The sequence below is a fragment of the Ruegeria sp. AM2 genome (assembly GCF_056540685.1).
In genome coordinates, this window is record NZ_JBQFXE010000001.1 from 524,223 (window position 1) to 549,376 (window position 25,154).

The 25,154-nt window shown below is 57.2% G+C and carries 30 protein-coding genes; 15 read left to right on the forward strand and 15 right to left on the reverse strand.

Going from position 1 to position 25,154, the window contains the following annotated elements; translation table 11 throughout:
* The first annotated feature begins 35 nt into the window (after positions 1-35).
* From ACR0CR_RS02620 to ACR0CR_RS02640, 5 genes are all read left to right on the forward strand, one after another.
* Entirely contained in the window at positions 36-1,355 is a 1,320-nt protein-coding gene (locus ACR0CR_RS02620; protein WP_480596473.1) for a glutamine synthetase family protein, read from the forward strand.
* 59 nt (positions 1,356-1,414) lie between these two features.
* Positions 1,415-2,095, forward strand: a complete 681-nt coding sequence (locus tag ACR0CR_RS02625; protein WP_480596475.1) for a type 1 glutamine amidotransferase — start codon at positions 1,415-1,417, stop codon at positions 2,093-2,095.
* Positions 2,095-3,453 (forward strand): glutamine synthetase family protein, encoded by a 1,359-nt coding sequence (locus tag ACR0CR_RS02630; protein WP_480596477.1) that lies wholly within the window; start codon positions 2,095-2,097, stop codon positions 3,451-3,453. Before ACR0CR_RS02625 ends, ACR0CR_RS02630 begins: the two co-directional genes overlap by 1 nt.
* A 9-nt stretch (positions 3,454-3,462) precedes the next feature.
* The gene (locus tag ACR0CR_RS02635) at positions 3,463-4,767 is read left to right on the forward strand and encodes an NAD(P)/FAD-dependent oxidoreductase (RefSeq protein WP_480596478.1); all 1,305 of its coding nucleotides are present in this window, start codon (positions 3,463-3,465) and stop codon (positions 4,765-4,767) included.
* Between the two features lie 104 nt (positions 4,768-4,871).
* Positions 4,872-6,086: a DegT/DnrJ/EryC1/StrS family aminotransferase gene (locus ACR0CR_RS02640; protein WP_480596480.1), complete on the forward strand. Its 1,215-nt coding sequence runs from the start codon at positions 4,872-4,874 to the stop codon at positions 6,084-6,086.
* A 4-nt stretch (positions 6,087-6,090) separates the two neighbouring features.
* Here ACR0CR_RS02640 and ACR0CR_RS02645 read toward each other — a convergent pair whose 3' ends face one another.
* The 4 genes from ACR0CR_RS02645 to ACR0CR_RS02660 form a co-directional block, all read right to left on the reverse strand.
* Complete coding sequence (locus tag ACR0CR_RS02645; protein ID WP_480596481.1) at positions 6,091-6,852, reverse strand: trypsin-like serine peptidase; 762 nt, start codon at positions 6,850-6,852, stop codon at positions 6,091-6,093.
* Between the two features lie 9 nt (positions 6,853-6,861).
* Positions 6,862-7,416: a polyhydroxyalkanoate synthesis repressor PhaR gene (gene phaR / locus ACR0CR_RS02650; protein ID WP_480596483.1), complete on the reverse strand. Its 555-nt coding sequence runs from the start codon at positions 7,414-7,416 to the stop codon at positions 6,862-6,864.
* A gap of 135 nt (positions 7,417-7,551) precedes the next feature.
* Positions 7,552-7,998: a phasin family protein gene (locus ACR0CR_RS02655; protein WP_480596484.1), complete on the reverse strand. Its 447-nt coding sequence runs from the start codon at positions 7,996-7,998 to the stop codon at positions 7,552-7,554.
* 133 nt (positions 7,999-8,131) lie between these two features.
* Complete coding sequence (locus ACR0CR_RS02660) at positions 8,132-9,934, reverse strand: PHA/PHB synthase family protein (protein WP_480596485.1); 1,803 nt, start codon at positions 9,932-9,934, stop codon at positions 8,132-8,134.
* A 111-nt stretch (positions 9,935-10,045) separates the two neighbouring features.
* Between ACR0CR_RS02660 and phaZ the strand changes: the two genes are divergently transcribed.
* Both phaZ and ACR0CR_RS02670 read left to right on the forward strand, forming a co-directional pair.
* On the forward strand, positions 10,046-11,317 hold the full coding sequence (gene phaZ / locus ACR0CR_RS02665) for a polyhydroxyalkanoate depolymerase (RefSeq protein ID WP_480596487.1): 1,272 nt from the start codon (positions 10,046-10,048) through the stop codon (positions 11,315-11,317).
* Positions 11,318-11,322: 5 nt separating this feature from the next.
* Positions 11,323-11,907 carry a DUF6151 family protein gene (locus ACR0CR_RS02670; protein WP_480596489.1) on the forward strand — a complete coding sequence of 195 codons (585 nt, stop codon included), beginning with the start codon at positions 11,323-11,325 and terminating at the stop codon, positions 11,905-11,907.
* Here ACR0CR_RS02670 and ACR0CR_RS02675 read toward each other — a convergent pair.
* The 4 genes from ACR0CR_RS02675 to ACR0CR_RS02690 all read right to left on the reverse strand — a co-directional run bounded on the left by ACR0CR_RS02675 (position 11,904) and on the right by ACR0CR_RS02690 (position 15,094).
* Complete coding sequence (locus ACR0CR_RS02675) at positions 11,904-12,614, reverse strand: alpha/beta fold hydrolase (RefSeq protein ID WP_480596491.1); 711 nt, start codon at positions 12,612-12,614, stop codon at positions 11,904-11,906. The genes ACR0CR_RS02670 and ACR0CR_RS02675 overlap by 4 nt on opposite strands.
* A gap of 83 nt (positions 12,615-12,697) precedes the next feature.
* Positions 12,698-13,312 carry a hypothetical protein gene (locus ACR0CR_RS02680; protein ID WP_480597510.1) on the reverse strand — a complete coding sequence of 205 codons (615 nt, stop codon included), beginning with the start codon at positions 13,310-13,312 and terminating at the stop codon, positions 12,698-12,700.
* A gap of 40 nt (positions 13,313-13,352) precedes the next feature.
* Entirely contained in the window at positions 13,353-14,345 is a 993-nt protein-coding gene (locus ACR0CR_RS02685; protein ID WP_480596493.1) for an alpha/beta hydrolase, read from the reverse strand.
* Complete coding sequence (locus ACR0CR_RS02690) at positions 14,345-15,094, reverse strand: alpha/beta fold hydrolase (protein WP_480596495.1); 750 nt, start codon at positions 15,092-15,094, stop codon at positions 14,345-14,347. Before ACR0CR_RS02690 ends, ACR0CR_RS02685 begins: the two co-directional genes overlap by 1 nt.
* A 251-nt stretch (positions 15,095-15,345) precedes the next feature.
* On the opposite strand from ACR0CR_RS02690, the gene thrS reads away from it, so the two are divergent.
* The 5 genes from thrS (at position 15,346) to ACR0CR_RS02715 (ending at position 20,029) form a co-directional block, all read left to right on the forward strand.
* Positions 15,346-17,304, forward strand: coding sequence for a threonine--tRNA ligase (gene thrS / locus ACR0CR_RS02695; protein ID WP_480596497.1), 1,959 nt, complete (start codon positions 15,346-15,348; stop codon positions 17,302-17,304).
* A 221-nt stretch (positions 17,305-17,525) separates the two neighbouring features.
* On the forward strand, positions 17,526-17,828 hold the full coding sequence (locus ACR0CR_RS02700; RefSeq protein ID WP_170652532.1) for a BufA1 family periplasmic bufferin-type metallophore: 303 nt from the start codon (positions 17,526-17,528) through the stop codon (positions 17,826-17,828).
* 70 nt (positions 17,829-17,898) lie between these two features.
* Positions 17,899-18,756: an MNIO family bufferin maturase gene (bufB, locus tag ACR0CR_RS02705; protein WP_480596499.1), complete on the forward strand. Its 858-nt coding sequence runs from the start codon at positions 17,899-17,901 to the stop codon at positions 18,754-18,756.
* Positions 18,753-19,514: an HvfC/BufC family peptide modification chaperone gene (locus ACR0CR_RS02710; RefSeq protein ID WP_480596501.1), complete on the forward strand. Its 762-nt coding sequence runs from the start codon at positions 18,753-18,755 to the stop codon at positions 19,512-19,514. The genes bufB and ACR0CR_RS02710 overlap by 4 nt, the downstream gene beginning before the upstream one ends.
* A complete protein-coding gene (locus ACR0CR_RS02715; protein ID WP_480596503.1) occupies positions 19,511-20,029 on the forward strand; it encodes a hypothetical protein in 519 nt (172 codons plus the stop codon). Before ACR0CR_RS02710 ends, ACR0CR_RS02715 begins: the two co-directional genes overlap by 4 nt.
* A 1-nt stretch (position 20,030) precedes the next feature.
* Here the strand turns inward: ACR0CR_RS02715 and ACR0CR_RS02720 are convergent, their stop codons facing one another.
* Positions 20,031-20,399, reverse strand: coding sequence for a hypothetical protein (locus ACR0CR_RS02720; RefSeq protein WP_480596504.1), 369 nt, complete (start codon positions 20,397-20,399; stop codon positions 20,031-20,033).
* 42 nt (positions 20,400-20,441) lie between these two features.
* A complete protein-coding gene (locus ACR0CR_RS02725) occupies positions 20,442-20,759 on the reverse strand; it encodes an ArsC/Spx/MgsR family protein (protein ID WP_480596506.1) in 318 nt (105 codons plus the stop codon).
* 215 nt (positions 20,760-20,974) lie between these two features.
* On the opposite strand from ACR0CR_RS02725, the gene ACR0CR_RS02730 reads away from it, so the two are divergent.
* Positions 20,975-21,181, forward strand: a complete 207-nt coding sequence (locus tag ACR0CR_RS02730; RefSeq protein WP_008758035.1) for a cold-shock protein — start codon at positions 20,975-20,977, stop codon at positions 21,179-21,181.
* Between the two features lie 83 nt (positions 21,182-21,264).
* On the opposite strand, the gene ACR0CR_RS02735 is transcribed toward ACR0CR_RS02730, so the two are convergent.
* Both ACR0CR_RS02735 and thyX read right to left on the reverse strand, forming a co-directional pair.
* Positions 21,265-21,573 carry a hypothetical protein gene (locus tag ACR0CR_RS02735; protein ID WP_480596508.1) on the reverse strand — a complete coding sequence of 103 codons (309 nt, stop codon included), beginning with the start codon at positions 21,571-21,573 and terminating at the stop codon, positions 21,265-21,267.
* 53 nt (positions 21,574-21,626) lie between these two features.
* Complete coding sequence (gene thyX, locus ACR0CR_RS02740) at positions 21,627-22,538, reverse strand: FAD-dependent thymidylate synthase (protein ID WP_480596509.1); 912 nt, start codon at positions 22,536-22,538, stop codon at positions 21,627-21,629.
* Between the two features lie 179 nt (positions 22,539-22,717).
* Here thyX and ACR0CR_RS02745 point away from each other — a divergent pair, with 179 nt between their 5' ends.
* A complete protein-coding gene (locus tag ACR0CR_RS02745) occupies positions 22,718-23,146 on the forward strand; it encodes a VOC family protein (RefSeq protein WP_480596511.1) in 429 nt (142 codons plus the stop codon).
* Positions 23,143-23,847: a DUF1194 domain-containing protein gene (locus tag ACR0CR_RS02750; RefSeq protein ID WP_480596513.1), complete on the forward strand. Its 705-nt coding sequence runs from the start codon at positions 23,143-23,145 to the stop codon at positions 23,845-23,847. Before ACR0CR_RS02745 ends, ACR0CR_RS02750 begins: the two co-directional genes overlap by 4 nt.
* Before the next feature lie 30 nt (positions 23,848-23,877).
* On the opposite strand, the gene ACR0CR_RS02755 is transcribed toward ACR0CR_RS02750, so the two are convergent.
* The 3 genes from ACR0CR_RS02755 to ACR0CR_RS02765 form a co-directional block, all read right to left on the reverse strand.
* The gene (locus tag ACR0CR_RS02755; protein WP_480596515.1) at positions 23,878-24,375 is read right to left on the reverse strand and encodes a MarR family winged helix-turn-helix transcriptional regulator; all 498 of its coding nucleotides are present in this window, start codon (positions 24,373-24,375) and stop codon (positions 23,878-23,880) included.
* Positions 24,376-24,453: 78 nt separating this feature from the next.
* The gene (locus ACR0CR_RS02760; protein WP_480596517.1) at positions 24,454-24,711 is read right to left on the reverse strand and encodes a succinate dehydrogenase assembly factor 2; all 258 of its coding nucleotides are present in this window, start codon (positions 24,709-24,711) and stop codon (positions 24,454-24,456) included.
* A complete protein-coding gene (locus ACR0CR_RS02765) occupies positions 24,708-25,100 on the reverse strand; it encodes a helix-turn-helix domain-containing protein (protein ID WP_480597513.1) in 393 nt (130 codons plus the stop codon). The genes ACR0CR_RS02760 and ACR0CR_RS02765 overlap by 4 nt, the downstream gene beginning before the upstream one ends.
* Between the last annotated feature and the right edge of the window lie 54 nt (positions 25,101-25,154).

Here is a 25,154-nt window from a genome sequence, read left to right on the forward strand (position 1 = left end):
TTAAACCTAGTTCAGACAAATGTCCGGAGGATCAGATGGACCTGAGCGCCCTACACACTTTTCGCGTTGCCGCATGTGACCTGAATGGCCAGATGCGCGGCAAACGGGTGCCTTCCTCTTATGCCAGCAAACTGGACAAGGCAGCGGTTCGGATGCCGTTTTCGGCCTTGAACGTGGATCTTTGGGGGGCCGACATCGAGGGCAGCCCGTTGGTATTCGAATCCGGTGACGCAGATGGAGTGCTGTTGCCGACCGAGCGTGGACCTATTCCGGTGCCATGGCTGGACGTTCCTACGGCGCTTGTTCCGATGTGCATGTACGATGATGACCGTGTTCCGTTTGCAGGCGATCCTCGTCACGCATTGTCGCGGGTTTTGCATCGCTACGCGTCGCGCGGCTGGTCCGTCGTCGCGGCGACGGAGTTAGAATTCACCCTCATAGACGCCAGCGGTAATCAACCGCGCCCTCCGATCAATCCTGCAACCGACCGGCGACTATCGCACGAAGCGGTTCTGTCGATGGCGGAAATGGACGCGTTCGACGCGTTTTTCAACGACCTTTACGATGGGTGCGCCGCAATGGGCATCCCGGCACAAACCGCGATTTCGGAAAGTGGAATCGGTCAGTTCGAGATTAATCTCAACCATCAAGACGCGATGCGATGCGCCGACGACACATGGCTTTTCAAGGCTTTGACGCGCGGAATTGCACGTAAACACGGGTTTGCAGCCACGTTCATGGCCAAATCCTATGCCGATGACGCCGGAAACGGAATGCATGTGCATTTTTCGGTCGTTGATCGTCAGGGCAAGAACGTCTTTGACAATGACGGGCCTGACGGAACCGACATTCTACGCTCGGCGATTGCTGGCTGTCTGGCAGCGATGCCCGGCTGCACACTGATCTTCGCACCACACGGAAACTCTTACGCGCGGCTGGTGCCGGGCGCACATGCGCCGACTGGAGCAAGCTGGGCCTATGAAAACCGCACTGCAGCCCTGCGCGTTCCTGGGGGTGCTCCTTCAGCGCGACGGATTGAACATCGCGTGGCAGGGGGTGACATCAACCCCTACCTTATGCTGGCCGCTGTATTGGGTGCCGCGCTGAACGGAATCGAAGATGCCGCGCAACCGCCCGCTCCGATCACGGGCAACGCCTACGACATCGACGGGTTACCACAACTGGCAGGCAGTTGGGACGCAGCCATTTCCGCTTTTGAAACTGATCCGCATGTCGCGCGCATCTTCCCGGCTGACCTGATCCGATACATGGCCATGACCAAACGGCAGGAAATCCGCCGATTTGCCGACCGCGCACCCGAGGATCACTGGCTTAGCTATGTCGAGGCTGTCTGAGCCCCCTTGCCCGCCCAGTTTCCCTCGGCTACACTTAATTTGATCAAATTTGGTGACCCATGAAAATCGGTATCCTTGTAACCGGCCACCCTCCGGACGAGCTTTTCGACGAATTCGGTGAATATGACGGGATGTTTCGCGCCCTTCTGGATGGCAACGGTTTCACGTTCGAAACGTTCAACGTTGTCGACAATCAGTTTCCTGATGGCGTTGAAGACGCCGATGGCTGGGTCATAACTGGCTCGCGCCACGGTGCTTACGAAGACCACGCGTGGATCCCGCCACTTGAGGACCTGATCCGCGAGATCCAACGCGGCGGTAACCCTCTGATCGGAGTTTGCTTTGGCCACCAGATCATTGCGCAAGCGCTTGGCGGCAAGGTTGAGAAGTTCAAAGGCGGTTGGGCTGTCGGGCGCACGGATTATGACTTTGACGGTCAGACGGTTGCGCTGAACGCATGGCATCAGGATCAGGTTGTCGAATTGCCCGACGGCGCACGCGTCACTGGCTCTAACGACTTTTGCCAGAATGCCATGATTGCGTATGGCGATACGATCTGGACCGTGCAGGCCCACCCGGAATATGGCGACGCGTTCATTCAGGGTCTCATCGAAACGCGCGGCAAAGGGGTGGTCCCTGACGCGCTGTTGCAGGGTGCGACCAAGCGCATGAACGCGGGCAATGACAATCCGAAAATCGGTCAGCTCATGGCTGAATTTCTGAAGAAAGAGAGGGCCTGATGGCCGAATGGACAGAGCAGCTGCCACAGGCGGCCCGCACCTATATTGATGGCCACCGTTTAGACGAGGTCGAGTGCATCATCTCGGACCTGCCCGGCATCGCGCGGGGCAAGGCCGTGCCAGCGACCAAATTCGCCCGCCAATCCTATTTCCACCTGCCCGATAGCATCTTCTACCAAACCATCACCGGCGATTGGGGCGAAGCCGCGGGCGAGGATGGGTTCATCGAACGGGACATGATCCTGAAGCCGGATTTCTCGACCGCATCCGCCGCGCCATGGACCGGCGACTGGACGTTGCAGGTGATTCATGACGCCTATGATCGGGACAACAACCCGATCCCGTTCAGCCCGCGCAACGTGCTGAAACGCGTGGTCCAGATGTATCACGACAAAGGCTGCAAACCCGTCGTCGCGCCCGAGATGGAGTTTTTTCTGGTCGCCCCAAACGTGGACCCTGCGCAAAGCATCAAGCCGATGATGGGCCGCTCGGGTCGCCCGGCGGCGGCACGTCAGGCCTATTCCATGACCGCCGTAGATGAGTTCGGCCCGGTGATCGACGACATCTATGATTTCGCCGAACATCAGGGTTTTGAGATTGACGGCATCACGCAAGAAGGCGGCGCGGGCCAACTTGAGATCAACCTGCGCCACGGCAATCCGGTCAAGCTGGCGGATGAGGTATTTTATTTCAAACGCCTGATCCGCGAGGCCGCGCTGCGCCACAACTGCTTTGCCACCTTCATGGCGAAACCGATCGTGGATGAGCCGGGCTCGGCCATGCATATCCACCACTCGATCATCGACATGGAGACCGGGCAGAATATCTTCTCGGGACCGCAAGGGGGAGAGACGGACGCGTTTTACCACTTCATCGCCGGGTTGCAAAACCACCTGCCGTCGGGTCTGGCGGTGATGGCGCCATATGTGAACTCGTATCGCCGCTACGTGAAAGACCACGCCGCGCCGATCAATCTGGAATGGGCGCGCGACAACCGCACGACGGGCATCCGTGTGCCTCTGTCGGGGCCTGAGGCGCGACGTGTTGAGAACCGCATCGCCGGGATGGACTGCAACCCCTATCTAGGCATCGCTTTGTCGCTGGCCTGCGGTTATCTGGGACTGGTTCAACAGGAACGCCCACGCCGTCAGTTCTATGGCGACGCTTACGAAGGCGAAGGCGATATCCCGCAGGTCATGGGCAACGCGCTGGACCTGTTCGATGAGGCGACCGCCTTGCACGAGGTTCTGGGCCCCGAGTTTGCCCGCGTCTACGGCATCGTCAAGCGCGCCGAGTATGAAGAGTTCCTGCAGGTCATCTCTCCGTGGGAGCGCGAGCATCTTCTGCTGAACGTCTAAGACACGACGATGAACCTGCTTTATTCCAACGACCGCAAGGCTGAGTATCCGGCCAGTTGGTACGCGGCCACGGCCAATCCGATTGATCGCTTTCCCGCGCTAGCGGGTGATGAAAAGGCCGATGTCTGCGTGGTCGGCGGCGGCTATACCGGCCTGTCCGCGGCGCTGCATCTGGCCGAGGCCGGGTTCAGCGTGACCTTGTTGGAAGCGCATCGCGTGGGCTTCGGCGCGTCGGGCCGCAATGGCGGTCAGTTGGGCAGCGCGCAGCGAATGGATCAGGAAGACCTGGAGCGGCTGGTCGGTGACGGCGACGCTGCCAAGCTGTGGGATCTGGCTGAGGATGCGAAAGCTCTGGTCAAATCCCTGATCGCCAAACACCAGATCGACTGTGATCTGAAACCGGGCGTTGCCGTTCTGAGCCTGTCCGCCAGTGAACAGCAGGAATTGCACGACCACGCAGCGCATCTGTCCGACCGCTATGGCTATGACCAGATGGAGATTCTGGACGAAGGCGCGGGCCATAGCCTGTGCCCCTCGCCCGCTTATCGCGGAGGCTATCTGGATATGGGGGCCGCGCACCTGCACCCGCTTAACTATGCTCTGGGGCTGGCGCAGGCGGTGGCCAAGGCGGGCGTGCGGATTTATGAAAGTGCCGAAGTGACGCGAGTCGAGGAAACCGCGCCCGCCATCGTCCACACCGCACAAGGCAAGGTCACTGCCGATCACGTCATTCTGGCCTGCAATGGATACTTGGGCGATCTGAACGGCAAGGTCGCCGCGCGGGTCATGCCGATCAACAATTTCATCGCCGCCACGGAACCTCTGGGCGCGGACGCCGCTCGCGTATTGACCCGAGACGTGGCGGTGGCCGATACGAAATTCGTGGTGAACTATTTCCGGCTCAGCGCGGATAACAGACTGCTGTTTGGCGGCGGTGAAAGCTATGGCTATCGCTTCCCGGCAGACATTGCCGCCAAGGTGCGCAAGCCCATGGTCGAGATTTTCCCCCATCTGCGCGACGTCAAGATCGACTATGCTTGGGGCGGCACGCTGGCGATTACCATGCGGCGCATGCCTTATCTGTCGCGGGTTGCGCCCAACATCCTGTCCGCCTCGGGCTATTCCGGCCACGGGGTTGGCACCGCAACCCATGCCGGGCAGTTGATGGCGCTGGCTATACAAGGCCAGGCAGAAGGGTTCGATGCCATGGCCCGCGTCCCCGCACTGCCTTTCCCCGGAGGCCCTTCGCTGCGCAGCCCCCTGCTGGTGCTGGCGATGACCTGGTTTGCGCTGCGCGACAGACTGGGCATTTAAATTACGACAGATTGGTGAAATTTCGCCGCCCGGACGAATGGAGCCTTGGATTGTTTCGCATTTATATTTATTATATCCAAAGATAGAATTCGGGAAAATCAAATATGAAGCTTCCTCCAAATGTTCATGACGCCGAACCCATCCCCGCAGCCGCCCGCGAAGCCATCGATGCCCTGATGCAATCCGGCGACCTGTTTCGCTATTCCGCACCGCAGGACGCGCCGGTTGCACTTCTGGAAAGTGAATTCGCAAATTTGCTTGGCACGAAATATGCGCTGGCGGTTTCGTCCTGCTCGGCCGCGTTGTTTCTGTCGTTAAAAGCGCTCGGACTGCCCCGCGACGCGCGCGTGCTGATCCCCGGCTTTACCTTTGCCGCCGTACCGTCCTCGATCGTGCACGCAGATTGCATTCCGGTGCTGTGTGAGGTCGGTGAAAACTATCGCATCGACATGGCTGATTTCGAGGCCAAGCTGGACAGCGTTCAGGCCGTCATAATCAGCCACATGCGCGGCCACACGTCCGACATGGACGCAATCATGGCGCTATGCAACGCGCGCGAAATTCCGGTGATCGAAGACGCGGCCCATTCGCTGGGCACCACCTGGCATGGGCAAAATATCGGAACGATTGGCAAAGTCGGCTGTTTCTCATTCCAGTCTTACAAGATGATCAACGCAGGCGAAGGCGGCATCCTGATCACGGACGATGCCGACTTGGTAGCACGCGCGGTGATCATGTCAGGTGCGTATGAGCACAATTGGAAGAAACACAAAACCCCGCTCGGGGAAAACTCGCCCGAGTTGGAGCAAGCCTTTGCCCGCTGGCAGAATAAGCTTCCACTCTATAACCTGCGGATGAGCAATCTCAGCGCAGCTGTTATCCGCCCTCAGATCCCCGAACTTGCTGGGCGTGTGCATGACGGGTTGGAGAACCACGACTATGTCGCCGCGCGGCTGAACGGGTCCGAATTTATTGACGTCCCTGCCCCGCTTGCGCCTGAGCGTCGCGCGCCGGATTCGATTCAGTTCAATCTGGTGGGCCTCAGTGATGATGAAATCCGCGCTTTTGCTGCCGCATCAGAAGCGCGTGGCGTCAAAGTTCAGGTCTTTGGGATGAGCGAAGATAACGCGCGCGCCTTCTGGAACTGGCAATTCCTGCCCGAACAGTTCGAATTACCGCAGACACGAAAGATGCTCATGAAGGCCTGCGACGTGCGTTTGCCTGTACGACTGACCCGCGAAGAGCTGGACGTCATCACCGACATTTTGCTGGCTTCGGTTGGCGACATTGCCGGGCCTGTGCCAGTTTATGGCACTTGAAGCCCTAATTATCGCGCAAGCTGAATAGGCTGACATCCAGTATCAAAGCGTCAATCCCATTTGGGGTTGGCGCAATGCGCGACAGGATACCGGCGACCGCGAACCCGTCCTTGGTCGGAACCAAAAGCGGCGCGCCGGAATCGCCCATCATCACCGGACAGATAGCCTGCATTAAGCGATCGGTGATTTGCCGAGCGTTGCAAGTTCCTGTGCGGCTCAGAACATGACTGCGCAAACCGGAATAGCCAACGACAAAGGCGTTCTGGGTGCCCTCGTCAGCAAGTTCGAGGTACCCGAGGTGCCGGCCAATCGGGTCTGCCAGTTCCAAAACCGCCCAATCCAGTTCTGGGCGTGGGTCAAAGCGACCCTCTTGCCCTTGCTCGGCGGCCACGCGGTAAGCCGCAACGGTTGCCACCCCCTCGGCACCGCCGCGCTGGTATCCGGCTGCGAAACGAATGCTTGATGCCGGGATCCAACGTTTGCGGGACGCATTGTAAAGACAATGCGCGGCAGTCAAAACTTGCCGTTCCGAGATTAGCACACCGGTGCAATGAGAACGCTGCGCGAGCCCGGCAAAGTTCACGCGCCCGACAGCGTGCCACGGGTTTGTTGATGCGTCCAGTATTTCGCGGGCGCGAATGTCGTCGCACCCGGTGCTGGCGTCGCTACCCATCGTACAAACAGGTTGCCAAATGGCCGAGAACTTACCCTGCCCTGCCGCGGCATCTGCCCAAAGCAGAATGCCGAGGAGAAGAAGGATACGCATCGAGAAGGCTCAGCTGAGTTTGGACAGCTTTTGCTGCAATTCGGCCAACTGCTTTTTGATGTCGTCCAGATCCTCGGTCGGCTCGGGCTTGGGCTGTTCTTCGCTATCGGGGCCGGACCAATTGCCGGACAATCCGCCGGTCATAGCCTTCAAAAATGCCTGTTGCTGCGCCTTCATAGCCTCGAAACCCGGCATCTTGCTCATGGGGTTCATGGCGCTCATGTTTTCCATCATTTTGCTTTGGCTTTCGCGCAACATCTCAAATGATGACTGCAGGAATTGCGGCATCATCCCACCGCCGGGCAACATGTAACTGCGCACCAGATCGTTGAGCACGTTTACCGGCAGAACATTCTCACCGCGGCTTTCGTGCTCGGCAATGATTTGCAGCAGGTATTGCCGCGTCAGATCATCGCCTGTCTTCAAGTCAATGATCTGCACCTCGCGCCCGTCGCGGATAAACACCGCAATATCTTCCAGCGTGACGTAATCGCTGGTTTCGGTGTTATACAGCCGACGGCTGGCATAGCGTTTGATCAGCAACGGTTTTTCTTGGTCTGACACCGTTTACCCTCCCCAAGGATGATGCATTGCAGCAAAAGTTATGCGACTGCAGCACAAAAAGAAAGGGCAGGTCAATAGACCTGCCCAACGCGATTGCACCGAATGGGAGGAGTTAGGTGCTTTCGCGGCCTTACCTTACTTGGTGGCTGTTGCTTTCTTGGCAGCAGCAGTCACGTCGTTGGTGGCTTTTTTCACAGCTGCGGTTGCGTCTTCAGCAGCGTCTTTACCAGCAGCCATCAGCAGCTCGACGGTTTCGGTCTGTACTTTTTTCGCGATTTCAGCGAAAGCAGCCAGGTTTTCAGCAGCAACTTCAGCCGACGCGCTTGCGAAGTCGGTTGCAGCTTTTGCGTAGTCAGCAGGCTCGGTTTTTGCTTTCGACATCTCGGTCAGTTTGGCCAGAGTTTCCTTGGTCCATTTGTTCGAGATTTCAGCCGATTTGCCTGCGGCTTCCAGAGCAACACCCGACAGTTTTTCGTTCAGGGTTGCGGTCGATTTGAAGGCACCTTCCAGAGCGGAAGTGTCAACAGGGAATGCGCCCATGATGTCTTTCAGGGTCGCGGTGAAGTCTTGCGCTTTTGCCATTGTCCTAATCCTTTGTTTGCCGAACCAGGACCACCCCGGTTTTGATCAGCTTGAGGACAATATGATTGCTGCAGTGCAGCATTGCAATAAAAATCTTGCTGCAGTGCAGAAAATTTTTCGAAATCCAGCAAATTCAGTTGGTTGATTTGACCAAAACATACGTCCCAGGCGCTGGTGCCAGACGGGAATGCTGCGAATCGCCGGTATCTCGGGCTGGAACTTGCTTGCCTGACCTCTTCTTCAGCCAGGCTTCCCAAAGCGGCCACCAAGAGCCCTCGTGGAAATCGGCCCCTTTCAACCAGGCGTCCGGATCGACCTTCAGATCAGCGTTGGTATAGTGGCCGTATTTCTTCTTGCTGGGCGGATTGACTATTCCGGCAATATGGCCCGACTCGGACACAACAAAGGTTTTCGATCGCGAGCCCATCTGCTGAACCCCACGATAACAATTCTTCCACGCGGCAATATGATCGGTCTCGCATGTAATCGCCATCACAGGCACATCGACATCGCGTACATGCAACTTGTGACCCATCAGTTCCAACCCTTCGTTGACGAAGTCGTTGCTCTGACACAAACTCCGCAGGTACTGCACGGCCATACGCCCGGGCAGGTTCGCCCCATCACCATTCCAGAACAGCAGATCAAATGCCGGAGGGGTTTCGCCCATCATGTAGCTGCGGATTGCCGGGGCATAGACAAGATCATTGGATCGAAGGAAGGACATTGTGCGACCGATCACCCACGCCTTGAGCACGCCGTCTTTGCCAATCTGGTCTTCAATGCCATCTACGAAATCATTCTGCAGGAAAGGCGTGAACTCCCCTTGATCGCCGAAATCCGTCAGGGCGGTAAACAGCGTTGCGGACTTGACGGACTTGTCACCGCGCTGCTTGAGCAGCGACACCGTCAGACTCAGCGTCGTCCCGGCGATACAGTACCCTACGGCGTTGACCTGCTTTACCTTGCAGATCGATTTGGCCTCTTCAATGGCGGTCAGGAAACCGTCGCGGATATAGTCGTCCATCCCGATATCGGAATGGGACTTGTCGGCATTCGCCCAGCTGACCACAAACAGGGTATACCCCTGTTCGGTGATCCATTTGATCAGGCTGTTTTGCGGTTTGAGGTCTAGAATATAGAACTTGTTGATCCAGGGCGGAAACAAAACAATCGGAGTTTCGTGCACCGTCTCGGTTGTCGGTTTGTACTGGATCAGTTCCATCAGGTCGTTACGATAGACCACGTCACCAGGTGTCGTGGCCAGATTGCCGCCGACCTCAAAAGCGCTGTCGTCGGCCAGTCGCACGACCATTTCGCCATCATTGGCCTCGAGGTCCGCAACCAGATTCTCTAGCCCTTTGATCAGAGATTCACCTTCGGTTTCGACTGCCTTTTCCAACGCATCCGGGTTCGTCGCCAGAAAATTGGTCGGGGCCATCATGTCGATGACCTGCTGCGAGAAGAACTGAAGACGCTTTTTGTCCTTGCTTTTCATATCTTCGACCGAGGCAACCGCTTGCCGGATGGCCTCAGCATTGATTTGATACTGCTGACGTATCAAGCGGAAATAGGGGTTGGTTTCCCACAGCGGGTTCGAAAACCGTCTGTCGGCCGGTGCGCGGTCGCTGTTCTCAATCTCGCCTTTCGCAAATGCCTGCTGCGCTTCGGCAAAATTCATGACGGATTTTCCCCAGAATTCGATCTGGTGCTCAAGCAGCTTGGCGGGATTGTGCATGGCCTCGGCCCAATAGGCCGTTGCTGCTTTTGCAAAAAGCTCTTGATTCGGGCCGTCCAAGGCCGGCGTATGCGGCGTCTTTCCGGCCATCACGTCGACAAGCCGCCTGGACAAGGCTTCGACCTTCGCCATATTTTTCTTAAGGCGTTCAATATGTTCGTCGGTCAGCTGCTCGGTGCGGCCGTCACTTGTTGTCATTTTAACAATTCCCCCCTAACCTTGCTGCTATGCAGAATAACGCCGCGCATGCCCAAGGGTAAAGCGGCGAATAGTCCCAACTAAACGGCTGACACTCAGGAGCCAGACGAAATGCGCTATATGATGACCTACGACCTGATGGAAACCATGCGCAACACCAACCAGTGGCTTGGTGCCACGGCCAGCGCAATGGCATCTTACCCGCTGTTTTCGATGGTTCCAAATCCGGCGTTCAACTGGATGGCAGCTTGGGGCGAAGTGACTGAACGGACATTTCAGCGCATGGTGGTCAAACCTGACTGGGGTATTCGTACCTTTACCTGCGAAGACGGAAAGGACCATCTGGTCGACGTTGCCACGGTTCTGGAAAGACCTTTCGGTGATTTGGTTCATTTCCGCGTGAATGGCCGCGAAGAGCAGCCGCGGAAAGTGTTGCTGGTCGCGCCGATGTCTGGCCACTATGCAACGCTGTTGCGTTCGACCGTGAAAAGCCTGCTGGTCAATTGCGAAGTGTATATCACCGATTGGCATAACGCGCGCGATATCCCTGTTTCCGAAGGCAAATTCGACGTCGAAGACTACACGCTTTATCTTGTCGATTTCATGAAGGAGCTGGGCCCAGAGACACATGTCGTTGCCGTATGCCAGCCCGCACCGCTGACACTTGCGGCTACCGCCTATCTGGCCGAGGTCGAGCCCAAGGCACAACCCAGCACGCTGACCTTGATCGGTGGTCCGGTTGACCCCGATGCTACGCCGACCGAAGTCACGGATTTCGGGCGTCGCGTGACCATGGGACAGCTCGAAGAAACCATGATCCAGCGCGTCGGCTTCAAATACAAAGGCGTTGGGCGCATGGTGTATCCCGGCCTGCTGCAACTGGCATCATTCATGTCAATGAACGCAGATCGACACAGCAAGGCATTCTCGGACCAGATTCAGCGCGTCATTCGTGATGAGGCGTCAGATCATGATGCACACAACCGCTTTTACGATGAGTACCTAGCGGTCATGGACATGACGGCTGAATTCTATTTGTCCACTGTCGAACGCATTTTCAAATACCGCGAAATCGCGCGGAACGAATTTGTAGTGGCAGGTCACAAGATCGATATGGGCAAAATTACCGACGTGGCCGTCAAGACCGTCGAAGGTGCGAATGATGACATCTCGGCTCCGGGTCAGTGTATCGCCGCTCTGGATCTTTGTACTGGATTGCCGGATAGCAAAAAAGCCAGTCATGTTGAGCCCGGCGCCGGACATTATGGTATATTCGCCGGCCGCAGCTGGCGTGATAACATTCGCCCGCTTGTCATTGATTTCATGAATGAAAATAGCCGCAAGCCCAAACGCCGCGCTGCGAATAAAAACCGGGTCGCCTGATCTTCATGAGCAGCGAGACGTCACAAAAGCTCGCCTTTTCCTGCACCTGTGGGGCCATGCAGGGCCACATATCGGAAATCGGTCTTGCGCACGGAACGCATGTAGTGTGCTTTTGCCAAGATTGCCGGGCGGCCCAGCGATACTTTGGTCAACCCGACCCTGCACCTGGTCCGGTAGAGGTTTTTCAAACCACACCCGAGGACATACTCTTTGACGCTGGGGGCGAGAATCTGGCCGTCATGCGGCTTAGCCCGAAAGGTATGTACCGGTGGTATGCAATATGCTGCAACGCGCCGCTTGCAACGACGTCGCTGACACCTAAATTCCCCTTCGTTGGGTTCATCGTTGACAGAATACGGGACCCTGCTCCTTTGGGTCCAATCCGCACCCGCGGGTTCATTCCCGGCCCCAACGGCAAACAAAAGCATGAAAAGGTAATGTATGCGATTGGTGGGTTGCTGGTGAGGGTTTTGAAATCGCGCCTCTCTGGAAGCTGGAAGAAAACCCCTTTCTTCCGAATCGAAACCGGGGCTCCGGTCGCCGAACCGACAATACTGACCAAAGAGCAGCGCGCCAATCTGTACGGCTAGCGTGGGAACAAAGGCTCTTGCAGCCAAGTGCTTAATAGTCCTGTCACCTGCTCTGGTGCTTCAAGTGTCGGCAGGTGCCCAGCATTGTCGATTACTCTAAGCGTTGCGCCCGGAATCATCTCGGCCATGAACCTGTGTTTTCTTTCTGGCACCAGAGTATCGTGTGCGCCGCAAATGATCAGCGTCGGAACCCTGATGCAGGACAAGGCCGCTTGCTGATCCACACGTCGCTGCAATGCGCGCATCTGTGTGGCAAAAACTTGCGGTCCCAAATCATCAGCCATCTGCAATACATCGTTCATGATAGGAATACGGCGCGGCCCAGGTGCCAGGGCGTCCGACCCCATGACCTTGCGCATAACTTCATCCAAGCGACCGGCCTGCGCGCCAATGATCAACTCTTCTCGGTCCGCAGCAATGATCGGAGTGTCCGCCTGAGCGTCCGTGGATATCAGGCACAGACGTGTCACCCTGTCCGGAGCCTGATTGATCACCTCAAGCGCCACGACCCCGCCCAAACCGTGACCCACCAGAGCGAAGCGACCGGGCAGCTGCTCCAAAAGGGCGGTCGCAATGTCTTCGATACGCTCCGCCGCAGCGACAGGTGCCACGGTCACGGCCCTGTCACGCGACAACGGCTTGATTTGCTGTTCAAACAGCCGCACGTCGCACATGAAACCGGGCAACAGAACCAACGGCTCGATCACTTTACCCCCCTGTTCTGCAACTCCATTAACGCCATGAGGCCTTGCGGGATCAGTGCTTCCTGCGCGTTGGGCAAGTGCGATGTTCATGGGTATTGCACCCCACGAAAAGCTGGGAAATCGGCGTATCTTGCCCGGCGGGCTGACACGGGCTCAATCGGTTCCTGACCTGGGCGCAACAGACACCCACGGGGTGCGATGTAACTGTCGATCCGCCGCAACGGCGTTGGCCGCCAGACAAGGTTGAACGCGCAGAGTTTGGGGAAAAACCAAATCTCGGAATAATCCAGATGGTCGTGCATCCACCACGCCAAATCGCGCCAGTCGCGCCCGTGGTCAAACTGATCGGCAAACCAGGGCACAACAATTGACGCTCCAGCAATGCGCGCGTCACCTTCTCCACGATCCCAGATGTGACACTCCAAAGGATTGTCATTGCGCGCACAGTTCAATTTGTTCTCATTCCCGAATTGGTTCAGCGCAGGTGACCGATAACCCGAACGCACGGCGATACGGCCAAAGGTTTCCTCTAATGGGTCAAGCAGTGTTTCGCAAAACGCGCGCCCTGTCTCGATCGCCAAGTCAGGGTCGTCGGGGATATTCTGTAGCTGATGAAAGTTACCAATTTCGGAATACAGGAAATCCCGCATGAAAAAGTGCCGGGACAGGCGCACCCGTCCTAAGGTTTCGAGGCTCCACATACTGCCCGGTTTTCGCATATCGGGTCTGAGCCCCCTTCGATCAATCTATGCCCAGCGATGCGAGCCAGTCCAATATCCCTGCAACCGTTGTGTCAGTCTGCCCCGGAGACATCAAACGCCCGGCAACCACGTGCGACTGCGGATCATCCCCCGGCCCCATCGTCACATTTTGCACTGTAACTGGCCCGCCCCACGCATCAGCAACGGCTTGCGTCCGGTCTGGACGCACCACCTTATCGTCAAGCGAGAACCAAAACAGCGCCGGTATATCCGTGGCCGAAAAGTCCAGATTGCGGACGACCGCAACAAGCGCGGACATCGGAACCACAGCCTCCCAAGGGTAATCGGAAGTCCAATACTTGTCGCGTTCTGAACCTGTGCTTGGGACATCGTTCCTGGGCCCCATGATCACAGGAAGCCAGATCCGCGCCCAAGGCAGCGTGGGTATCCAGTCCCCTGCCTGATTCACGCCGAAGTTCGGTGAAACGAATACCATGGCAGCCACATTCTCGCTGAGATCCGGATTCAACGCGGCAGCTGCGGCCAACGTCCCGCCGGTGGACGTTGAAATCACGATGACCTGCTCTCCCACAGCCCGTGCCGCAGCCAGACCTTCTGCTGTATCCTGCATCCAGCCCGCCGCGGTCGCTTCGGCCATAGCCGGTCCATCCCGACCATGCCCGCGCAACCGCGTGTAAACCAGATTTGCACCCAAGGCATCGGCGACCCGATCCGGCACAGGGCGGATTTCTTCGGATGACGCGGAAAATCCGTGTATATAGAGCACCGAATACCGCGTCCTCTGCTCTTTGAAACCATGCTGCCAAATCACCCGCTTTTCGACACCGGGCACGATATCATCAAAGCCCGATTCAATGCTTTCAAAATAGACCTGTACGCCTTCTCCAAACTTTCGAGGATCAAATTCCGGGTTCAGGTCAACCTCTTCCTGCGGACCGAAAAAGTAGATCAATCCTGCAAGCAGTGTCAGGCCAAATAGAAGACGCCCGAGTATACGTCCAAACCGACGCATCACGCCGCCGCCATGACGTCGAGAATTGCGCGTTCGATTAGACCCAGACAGGGCCCATCAGAGAACCTATGATCCGCGTCCTTCACCACCTCCAACCGGATATCCGGACCCGACGCATGCTCCAACAACCTGATCGCTGTCTCAACGGATACGGCAGTGTCGGCTGTTCCCTGCAGAAACCTTACCGGGAAGGGCAGATGCAGCGGGTCGCGCAGGACAAGGTTCTGCCGCCCGTCCTCAATCATTCGCTTGGAAATGATGTAGGGCTCCATATAGTCCGACGGCAATTCCACATGTCCGACTGTCTCAAGCGCTGCCTTTTGCGCGTCGGTGAACGACGCCCAATACCCGTCTTCGGTGAAATCCGGCGCTGCCGCGATTGTGACCATTCCGGCAATTCGTTCCGGCAATCGCCGCGCCAGCAACAAAGCCTGCCATCCGCCCATAGAAGAACCAACGACGATCAATGGCCCCTCGGTCAAAGCCTGCACGGCAGCAACCGTGTCCTCATGCCAATCGCCGATACTGCCGTCCTCAAACTTCTCCGAGCTTTCCCCGTGACCGGAGTAATCGAACCTCAGGTATCCCTGCCCGCGCGCCTGCGCCCACGCCTCAAGATGCACCGCCTTGGTGCCTTCCATATCCGACTTCAGGCCGCCCAAAAAAACGACCATCGGCCCGGCACCCTCACTCTTATGATACGCCAACCGCCGGCCTTGGGCCGTATCCAAAAACTCCGTCGCAGTCATGAATTCCCTCACTCCGTTTTCTGCATCATGCACGGTGCCAACCCAAGTTCAAATCCCCGATCCGATCTTCATCTGGCCAAAAATATCCCGGGGAGCTGCCATTGGTGCGCCATTGGTTCGAGCGCCAATGGCAGCGGGGCTGGCCCCTCGCTCCCGCCCTTGACACCTAGGCCGCCACCTGCCAAAGCAGCCGAACACATAAACCCGCAACCGGGCGTTCAGTGGGCGCCAAACCGACGAGGAGAGCCGATATGGCCCTGGATTCAAAATCCGTCTCACTCACCTTCCCCGATGGCAATGCACGATCCTATGACGCCGGCGTCACGCCCGCGCAGGTGGCGGCTGACATCTCGACCTCGCTGGCCAAAAAAGCCATCTCGGCCACGGTCGACGGCAAGCATTGGGATTTGCAATGGCCCATCAACGCCGACGCGCAAATCGCCATCCACACCATGAAGGACGAGGCGCAAGCCAATGAGCTGATCCGCCACGATCTGGCGCATGTGATGGCGCGCGCGGTGCAGGAAATCTGGCCCGCGACCAAGGTCACCATCGGACCCGTTATCGAAAACGGCTGGTACTATGATTTCGACCGCGAAGAACCCTTCACGCCTGAAGACCTTGGCCTCATCGAGAAAAAGATGAAGGAAATCATCAACAAGCGCGACCCCGTAACCACTGAGGTCTGGGATCGCGACCGCGCGATCGAATTCTACAAAGCCAATAATGAGCCCTACAAGGTCGAACTGATCGAAGCCATTCCCGGGGACGAACCGCTGCGCATGTATTGGCACGGCCATTGGCAAGACCTCTGCCGCGGTCCGCACCTGCAGCACACCGGCCAACTGCCCGGCGACGCGTTCAAGCTGATGTCCATCGCAGGCGCCTATTGGCGCGGCGACAGCAGCCGCGCGATGTTGCAGCGCATCTATGGCGTGGCCTTCACCGGCAAGGAAAAGCTGAAAGCGCACCTGCACATGCTGGAAGAGGCCGCCAAACGCGACCATCGCAAGCTGGGCCGCGAGATGGACCTGTTCCATATGCAGGAAGAGGCTCCGGGTCAGATCTTTTGGCATCCGAACGGCTGGACCGTCTACACGCAACTTCAGGACTATATGCGACGCCAGCAACGCAAGGGCGGCTATGTCGAAGTCAACACCCCTCAGGTCGTGGATCGCAAACTGTGGGAAGCCTCGGGTCACTGGGACAAATATCAGGAAAACATGTTCATCGTCGAAGTCGATGAGGAACACGCACGCGAAAAGGCGATCAATGCGCTGAAGCCAATGAACTGTCCCTGTCACGTTCAGATATTCAATCAGGGCCTCAAATCCTACCGCGACCTGCCGTTGCGAATGGCCGAATTCGGGTCGTGCAACCGTTATGAACCTTCCGGCGCTCTGCACGGCATCATGCGCGTTCGCGGGTTTACGCAGGATGACGGCCACATCTTCTGTACCGAAGAACAGATCGAATCCGAGACCGCCGAGTTCATCCGCTTTCTGTCGGAGATCTACAAGGATTTGGGATTCGAGAAATTCTCAGTCAAATTCTCGGACCGTCCGGAAAAACGCTCGGGCTCGGACGACGTCTGGGACAAGGCCGAGGCCGCACTGCTCAGCGCAACCCGCGCGGCAGGCATCGAACCTAAACTGAACCCCGGCGAAGGTGCGTTCTACGGCCCCAAACTGGAATTCGTTCTGACCGACGCGATTGGCCGGGATTGGCAATGCGGCACCCATCAAGTGGATTTCGTTCTGCCTGAACGGCTGGACGCCACCTATATCGGCGCGGATGGGGGCAAACACCGGCCTGTCATGCTGCACCGCGCCACGTTGGGCTCGTTCGAGCGCTTCATAGGCATTTTGATCGAGGAGCACGCAGGCAAGCTGCCCTTCTGGCTGGCTCCGCGTCAGGTCGTCGTCGCCTCGATTACGTCCGAGGCAGACGACTATGTCATGGAAGTGGTCGATACCCTCAAAGCCGCAGGTGTCCGCGCCGAAGCCGACATTCGCAACGAAAAGATCAACTACAAGGTCCGCGAACACTCCGTCGGCAAAGTACCCGTGATTCTGGCCGTTGGTCACCGCGAAGTGGATGAGCGCACGGTCAGCGTCCGCCGCCTGGGCGAAAAACAAACGCAGGTTCAGTCGCTTGAGACTGTAACAAACGAGCTGTCACAGGCGGCAACCCCGCCGGACCTGCTGTAACATTCGGCGGTGAATTGCCGGAAATCCGGCCCCGGAATTGGGGCCGGACTGAAACAATTAGCATTTTTCTTTTCTAAAACAATTTGTTAACCTACAAGAGTGCATGACCAACTTTGACGGGGTTGTGAGACACGGGCTCGTGAATTCAACTACGCCGCTCCAAGCACTACCTTTGTCAGTGTCACAAACAGACATACGCAGTCACCAAAAGGATTACCGAGATGTCGAACACCGCAAAAACACTGGTTATCGCAAGCGCAGTCGCAGCCGCCGTTTCGGGCGTTGCCACCACAGCCAGCGCGCAAGCGAAAGAGAAATGCTATGGCGTATCGCTGGCCGGTCAGAACGACTGTGCCGCAGGTCCGGGCACCACTTGCGCGGGCACCTCGACCGTTGACTATCAGGGCAACGCATGGACGCTGGTCGACGCAGGCACCTGCGCCGAAATCGAACTGCCCAAATCGGCAGACGGCGCGGCACGCAAAGGTTCGCTTGAGCCGCTGGAGCGTGATCTGCCCGCATAACGTCGGCCATACGAATTCCGGGGGGCGGGCAATCACGCCCGCCCCTTTGTCGTGATCAGGGAATCTGCACATGTTGGACGATGCACTCAGGTCGAACCGCTTACCCGCAGCGCCGGGTGTTGGCTACAAACCGCAGCATTTTTCGCAAATCCTGGAACACGCAAAGCCAGTTGCATGGCTGGAAATTCACGCCGAGAATTACATGGGTGATGGCGGACGACCTTTGGCGCAACTGCGTCACTTGTCCGAGCAGTTTCCGATTTCCGTCCACGGCGTTGGCCTGTCGATCGGTGGCGAAACGCCGCTGGACGCCAATCATTTGGCGAGACTCAAACATCTTGTCGGCTGGCTGAACCCCGCCAGTTTTTCCGAACATCTGGCATGGTCTACCCATGACAGCCACTTCTTGAACGACCTTTTGCCCCTGCCCTATACCGATGCCACGCTGGCACGCGTCTGCGACCACATCGATCAGGTGCAGGAAACTGTGCGGCGGCAGATGCTGTTGGAAAATCCATCCAGCTACCTGGCCTTCGAAGAAAGCACATGGTCCGAACCAGATTTCCTGCGCGAAATCGCCCGCCGCACCGGGTGTGGCTTGTTGCTGGACGTGAACAACGTCTTCGTGTCAGCGACGAACCTGGATTTCTCACCGCAAGGCTATATCGACGCCTACCCGCTGGATCAGGTCGGCGAAATTCACCTCGGCGGTCACGATGAGGACGAGGACGACCACGGCAAGCCCCTGCTGATCGACAGCCACGGGCGCGAAGTCGTCGACCCGGTTTGGGCCTTGCTGGATTACGTTTTGGATAAATCCGGACCGAAACCTGTGCTGGTTGAGTGGGATACGGATGTCCCCGACTGGCCTGTTCTGCGCGCCGAGGCCGAGCGTGCCCAAGTTGCGCTGGATCGGGTTCCGGCATGAGCGTGTCTCAGACAGTTTTTCACGCGGCTCTGCTGGATGCCGGCCAACCCGTCCCGGACGGTTTGCTGGATGCAGAAAACCGGCCCGCCGGTCGCAGGTTCAGTGTTTACCGCAATAATGTCGCCGTCTCGCTGACCGAGGCGATGCATCAGGCCTTTCCGGTGATCACCAAGCTGCTGGGCACCCAGAACATGGACGGTTTGTCCGGGATGTTCCTGCGCCAACATCCTCCGTCATCGCCGCTGATGATGTTCTATGGCGAGACTTTCCCGGATTTTCTCACTGGTATGCAGCAACTGTCGCATCTTGGGTATCTGCCCGATGTCGCCCGGCTGGAACTGGCCCTGCGTCGGTCATATCACGCGGCCGACTGCCAGGCGATCGAGGCCGAGGCTTTGGCGATTGATCCCGAAGACCTGATGCGAGCAAAACTGACCTTTGCGCCTGCGTTGGAAATTGTGCGATCCGAATGGCCGATCCATTCAATCTGGCGCTTCAACTCGCAGGATGGTGCGCCCAAACCTGAACCCGGCGCGCAGGATGTCCTAATCACGCGCGCGGAATACGACCCTTCCCCGGGCCTTCTGCCCGAAGGCGGGGCAGATTGGATCACTCTGACCAAAGACGGCAAAACCATTGGCGAAGCCTATGAGACCGTCGCCGCTCACACCCCCAATTTTGATCTGGGGACCACTCTGGCACTGCTTTTACAGGGCGGTGCGATAACCTCTGTGACTATCGAAAGGCTGGACACATGACTGCCCTGATCTCAACCTACAACGACACGATGGAAAAGGTGGACAACGCGTCCGGCTGGCTCACGCCGACGCTGGCACGCCTGGTCTTCATCGCGGTCTTGCTGGTCTACTACTGGAACTCCGCGACGCTGAAGATCGACGGCTCGATCTTTTCGCCCTCAGCTGGCGCATTCGGCCAGATCTTTCCCAAAGCGGCCGAGGCGGTTCTGTATGACGTCACTCAGATGACCTTCTTTCAGCGCATCGTGATCTTTTTTGGCACCGTGGCTGAATTTGTTTTGCCTGCGCTGTTGCTGGTCGGTCTGCTGACCCGCCTGGCTGCACTCGGCATGATCGGGTTCGTTTGGGTTCAGACCCTGGCCGACGTCACCGGACACGGTGTCAAACTGGGCGGATTGTTCGACAACGCGATCACGTTGGTGGATCAGCGTGTGATGTGGACGTTCTTGTTGCTGGTCATCGTCATCAACGGCGCGGGCCCGCTCTCGTTGGATCGTATTCTGCGCCTGAAATGACTTAGAAATGCGCCTTGGGCTGGTCCGGCTTACCCGCCGCCAGCCCAAGCACCCCAGCGACGCCTGCAAAGGCAATGGGGAACATCGTGAAAACGCCAAACCCAAACGCGTAATACATCCCACCTGCCGAAATCAGCAGCAAAATCCCAGCCAACAGAGCCCGCGAATGCGCCATAGCTCCACCCGCAATGGCAAGCAACGGCGCCACGATTGAAGCGGTTTGGACAAGACCCGGGTTGCCAACCTGCTCAGCGATGCCTTCGATTTCGCCGAATTGTCGAATGACCTCGACAAAACCATAGCCGAAAAACCCGACGATCATTCCAACCAATCCGGCGATAACGCCCAGAACCATTGCAGCGTTGCGCATTCAATTCTTCTCCGCAATTGAACCAATCACATAAGTCGTCGCTCAGGCGACGCCAAGACCCTGCTGCGTTTCGACGGTCCAGCCTAGAAACAACTGACCCTCAGATTCGATCAAAGGCCGCTTCATGAGTGCAGGATGGGCTTTCAGCAACTCCAGCACGGTATGATTGCGTTCCTCGTCGCTCAAATTACGCCAGGTTGTGGATTGGGTGTTGAGCAAAACACTGCCGAAACGCTCAAATGCGTCAGAAAGCACTTCGGTGGGAACACCTTGCGCCCGCACATCAACCAATTCAGCTTGTGGAAGTGATTTCAACGCCTTACGGCACGTATCGCATGTCTTCAGGCCAAAAAGACGCATATTTTGATTGTTCCTTGTTTCGATACAAAATTGAGCAAAACGGTTGGTTTGCCACAGTTATTCTTGATTTTTTACTTTACCGTGCAATGTTGAAAAAGGCGCAACACCAATCTCTGACTATTTCGCGCAAGCGAAACAGCCAAGTGTTGCGACTGCGCCAACCACAGCCCCACCAATTTGTGGGACAACGTGAAAGTAAAAAGGAGACACGGGAAATGCCTACCGGCACCGTGAAATGGTTTAATACCACTAAAGGCTACGGGTTTATTGCCCCCGATGAAGGCGGCAAAGACGTGTTTGTTCATATCTCAGCCGTGGAACGTTCCGGTCTGACCGGGCTCGCTGACAATCAGAAAGTCTCGTACGAACTGCAGGACGGTCGTGACGGACGTCAGATGGCGGCTGATTTGAAGCCATTATAAAAGCATCTTCGTCATATAACGAAGCGCATGAAGAAAGGTTGGCGGCCTATTGATCGGCCGTTGACCGCCCTTTCGATAGACCATTACCCGCGCGCCGGATCATCCGTGACGTGAGCGGACCAGTTTTCCCCCATCGCAACAATGCAGGACGTACCTGTGGCGTAAGTCACAACCATCGTCCAGTCGCCCGATTTGCTGGTCCAGACCTCCATGATCTGTTCCGGTCCACGCATTCCGGTTGCCGCCCGCTCCGAACCGAACTGGCGCGTCAGTTTTTCATGCATTCGACCCGTGGGTTCGCAGATCACTTCGGCTATCGGCGATTTGGCTTGCGCGGGGCAAGCCAGTACCGACGCCGCGCAAAGCCCGAGAAGATGTCTGGTTGCTGTCATGCACCGAATGTAACAGGCTCATGACACTGCGTATAGACAAATGATATGCGATGTCAGCCTTCGCGGATCACCGCCTCGAACTCGCGCCATTCCCGTGCGGTCATGCCCGAGTTTTCCTGCGTCACCGCCTCACCCGACAGCATCCGGCGCAGACAGGTAACCATCTGAGCCGACAAGTTGACCGCGCCCAAACGATAATCCTCGAACGCGCGATAGGCGAACGGCACCCAGTCCGAGACGATCTTGCACATCATCTCGGCATAAACCCGAATTTCGTATTGCGCGTGCGGATCGGCGCGCAAACGCAGGAAATGGAACAGGTTGTGCAGGTCAACTTTCCAGTACCACTGCGTATAGATGTTGGCCGGCAGGTTCATCCGGGCGAGTTCCCGCGCCAGACCCTGCTGCCCATCCTGCCCGATCATCGCTTCGTAATTGTCATAGCACCGGGCGCTGTCAGCCTTGAGGATTTCAAGGACACGCGCCGCCTCTTTGCCTTGCAGCGCGTCACCGCGCCCCTGGTTGTTGACCTCGGACTGGGCCGCAACATGCTCTGGCGTGGGGATATAGAATTCACGATCCAGAATCGAATACCGCGCCGAGTATTCGTTCACATTCGCCGTCCGATGTCGAATCCACTGCCGGGCGACAAACACGGGCAATTTAACGTGCAGCTTGATCTCGCACATTTCGAATGGGGTCGAATGCCAATGCCGCATGAGGTAGCGGATCAGGCCCTCATCATTCTGGACCGACTTTGTGCCCTTGCCGTAAGACACCCGCGCGGCCTGACAGATGGCCGCATCATCGCCCATATAGTCGATGACGCGGACAAAGCCGTGGTCCAGCACCTGGTGCGCCGTGTACAGATGGTCTTCCATACCTTCGGCTACAACACGCCGAGTTGGGCTCGAATGTGCGCGTTGCGCTTCGATCTCGGCCAATTGGTCGGAAGAAAGAGGCATGAAGGTATCCTTTCCAGCAATGAGTCGCCGACCACTATATATCGAGCCTCACAGCACAGGAACCGCGATATGTACTGTCGCGTGCGCATTCTTTGGATTCATGGCCGGCGCGCCTCTCGACACGCCGCCTTCACGCGCTAAGCTGCTGGACATCGCAATCCAAAATAGGGAAACCCGCAATGGGGCTGACATATCTGCATACCATGGTCCGCGTGAAGGACCTTGAAAAATCCATGGCGTTTTACCAGTTGCTGGGCCTGAAAGAGACCCGCCGCTATGAAAGCGAAGCCGGGCGATTCACGTTGATTTTTCTGGCCCCTCCGGGGCAGGAGGATGCGCCGATCGAGTTGACATACAACTGGGATGGCGATGACGGCCTGCCCGGTGACAGCCGTCATTTCGGTCACCTCGCCTATGGCGTCGACAACATTTACGAGACATGTCAGACGCTGCAGGACAATGGCGTTATCATAAACCGCCCGCCGCGTGACGGCCACATGGCGTTTGTGCGCTCGCCCGACAATATTTCGATCGAATTGCTGCAAAACGGCGATGCTTTGGCCCCTGCGGAACCGTGGGCCAGCATGGAAAGCACCGGTCACTGGTGATCCGGTGGCTAACCTGCCTGGGGCCGACCGTTTGTGTCGGCCCCGCCTGGGCCGAGCAATGTCGATTGGCCCTTGCCCTGGCGATGGACATTTCAACGTCTGTCGATGCGACCGAGGACATGCTGCAACGCCGTGGGCTAGCTAGTGCACTGATCGCACCCGAGGTTGAAGCGGCGTTTTTCGCTTCTCCCCTTCCCGTTGCGCTGGCGGTTTACGAATGGTCGGGCAGCTTCAATCAAACCTTGATCGTGGATTGGCGGCTGATTGACAACCCTGCCACGTTGATCTCTACCGCGCACCGGATCGGCACCTCTACACGTTCGGCGATGGATTCTCCTACTGCAATGGGTCATGCGCTGGCCTACGGAGCGCGGCTGATGCAGCGCGCACCTGACTGCCTGTTTCAGACCATCGATATTTCCGGCGATGGAAAAAACAATGATGGCTACGGCCCCAGGACTGCATATAAGCACTTTCCCTTCGAGACCGTAACCGTGAACGGCCTTGTCATCAACGCCGCCGATTTCGAGGGTGAAATCGACCTGATCCCTTTTTTTCAACAAGAAGTTCTGCATGGCCCCGGGGCGTTTCTGGAAATCGCCGAGGGGTTCGAGGATTTCGAACGCGCCATGCGACGCAAGCTTGAACGGGAATTAAAAGGTCTGGAGCTAAGTGCGTTACCTTTGAACCCTAAACGGTAGCCCTCTGATCCGGTGTCGCGGCCGCTCACGTCAATAAATGTAGCGGATCTGATCTGTCCAATACCGCTCGACCCGTTTCAGTGACCCGGTGATGTCCTCGATCCCTTCAATACCCAAAACACCGCGCCCCTGTAGCCCTTCCGCATGACGTGCAAAAAGTTTCGACACGATATCCCGAATCTCCCGACCCTGCGGTGTCAGCCGCACCCGCACTGAACGGCGATCAATCTCGCAGCGTTGATGGTGCATATAGCCCATCTCGACCAGCTTCTTGAGGTTGTAGCTGACGTTGCTGCCCTGATAGTAACCTCGGCTTTTCAATTCGCCCGCCGTAACTTCATGGTCGCCGATATTGAACAGCAACAACGCCTGTACAGCGTTGATTTCCAGAATACCGACCCGCTCGAACTCATCCTTGATGACGTCCAGCAATAGTCTGTGCAAACGCTCAACCAGTGCCAACGCTTCAAGGTAACTGGTCATGAAGCCCCTGGTCTCCTGCGCAGAGACCTGCATTTCCATACTCATCCGATCCTCCGATTCACTCGCGCCGTTTTCAGCACGATGACGTGAATTTCCGAAAAATCAGTTAAGCAGAATTATACCTTATTTTTGAAAGGTTTGAGCAATATCCGCGATCAATTTGGCGAATTGCTGGGGCGGCGGCACCTGCCCAGTGACCCATTGATAGAGGTCCTGATCATTCTCGTGCAGCATCGCATCATAAAGGTTCAGACCCGCGTCATCCATCCCGGCCAGATTGCGCTCGGCATAGGCGGAAAGGATCAGGTCCATTTCTTTGATCCCACGCCGCATCGAGCGCATTTTCATGCGCTTGATACGGGTGTCACGTGGTTCGTTCACTGCGACTGCTCCAGCATAAGGCGCAACTTTTTCTCAAGCCGGGCAGCGCGTTCGGCGCTCGCCCGCATCTCGCCACGGATTGCGCGAAGCTCGGCAACGGCCCCGGCGAGGTCCAGATTGCTGTCATCTACATCGACAGGCGCATCCATACCTTCGCCCTCGCCGGTCAGCAGCCACATGATCGAGACGTTCACCATCCCGGCCAGCATCGACAATCGATTGGCCCGTGGTTCGGAAAGATCGTTTTCCCAAGCCGCAATGGTCGCCTTCTTGACCCCAAGCCGTCGCGCAATCTGCGACTGGGTCATTCCCGCCGCCTCACGCGCGCCTGCCAGCCGGTCCCCGAAGGTGGCCGCGTCCGGCCCGTACCAGTCTTTGTCGTCGTCCATCGGGGTCTCCAAAATCCATTCTTCATATTGCTTGATCGTCATTCGGGCGCACCC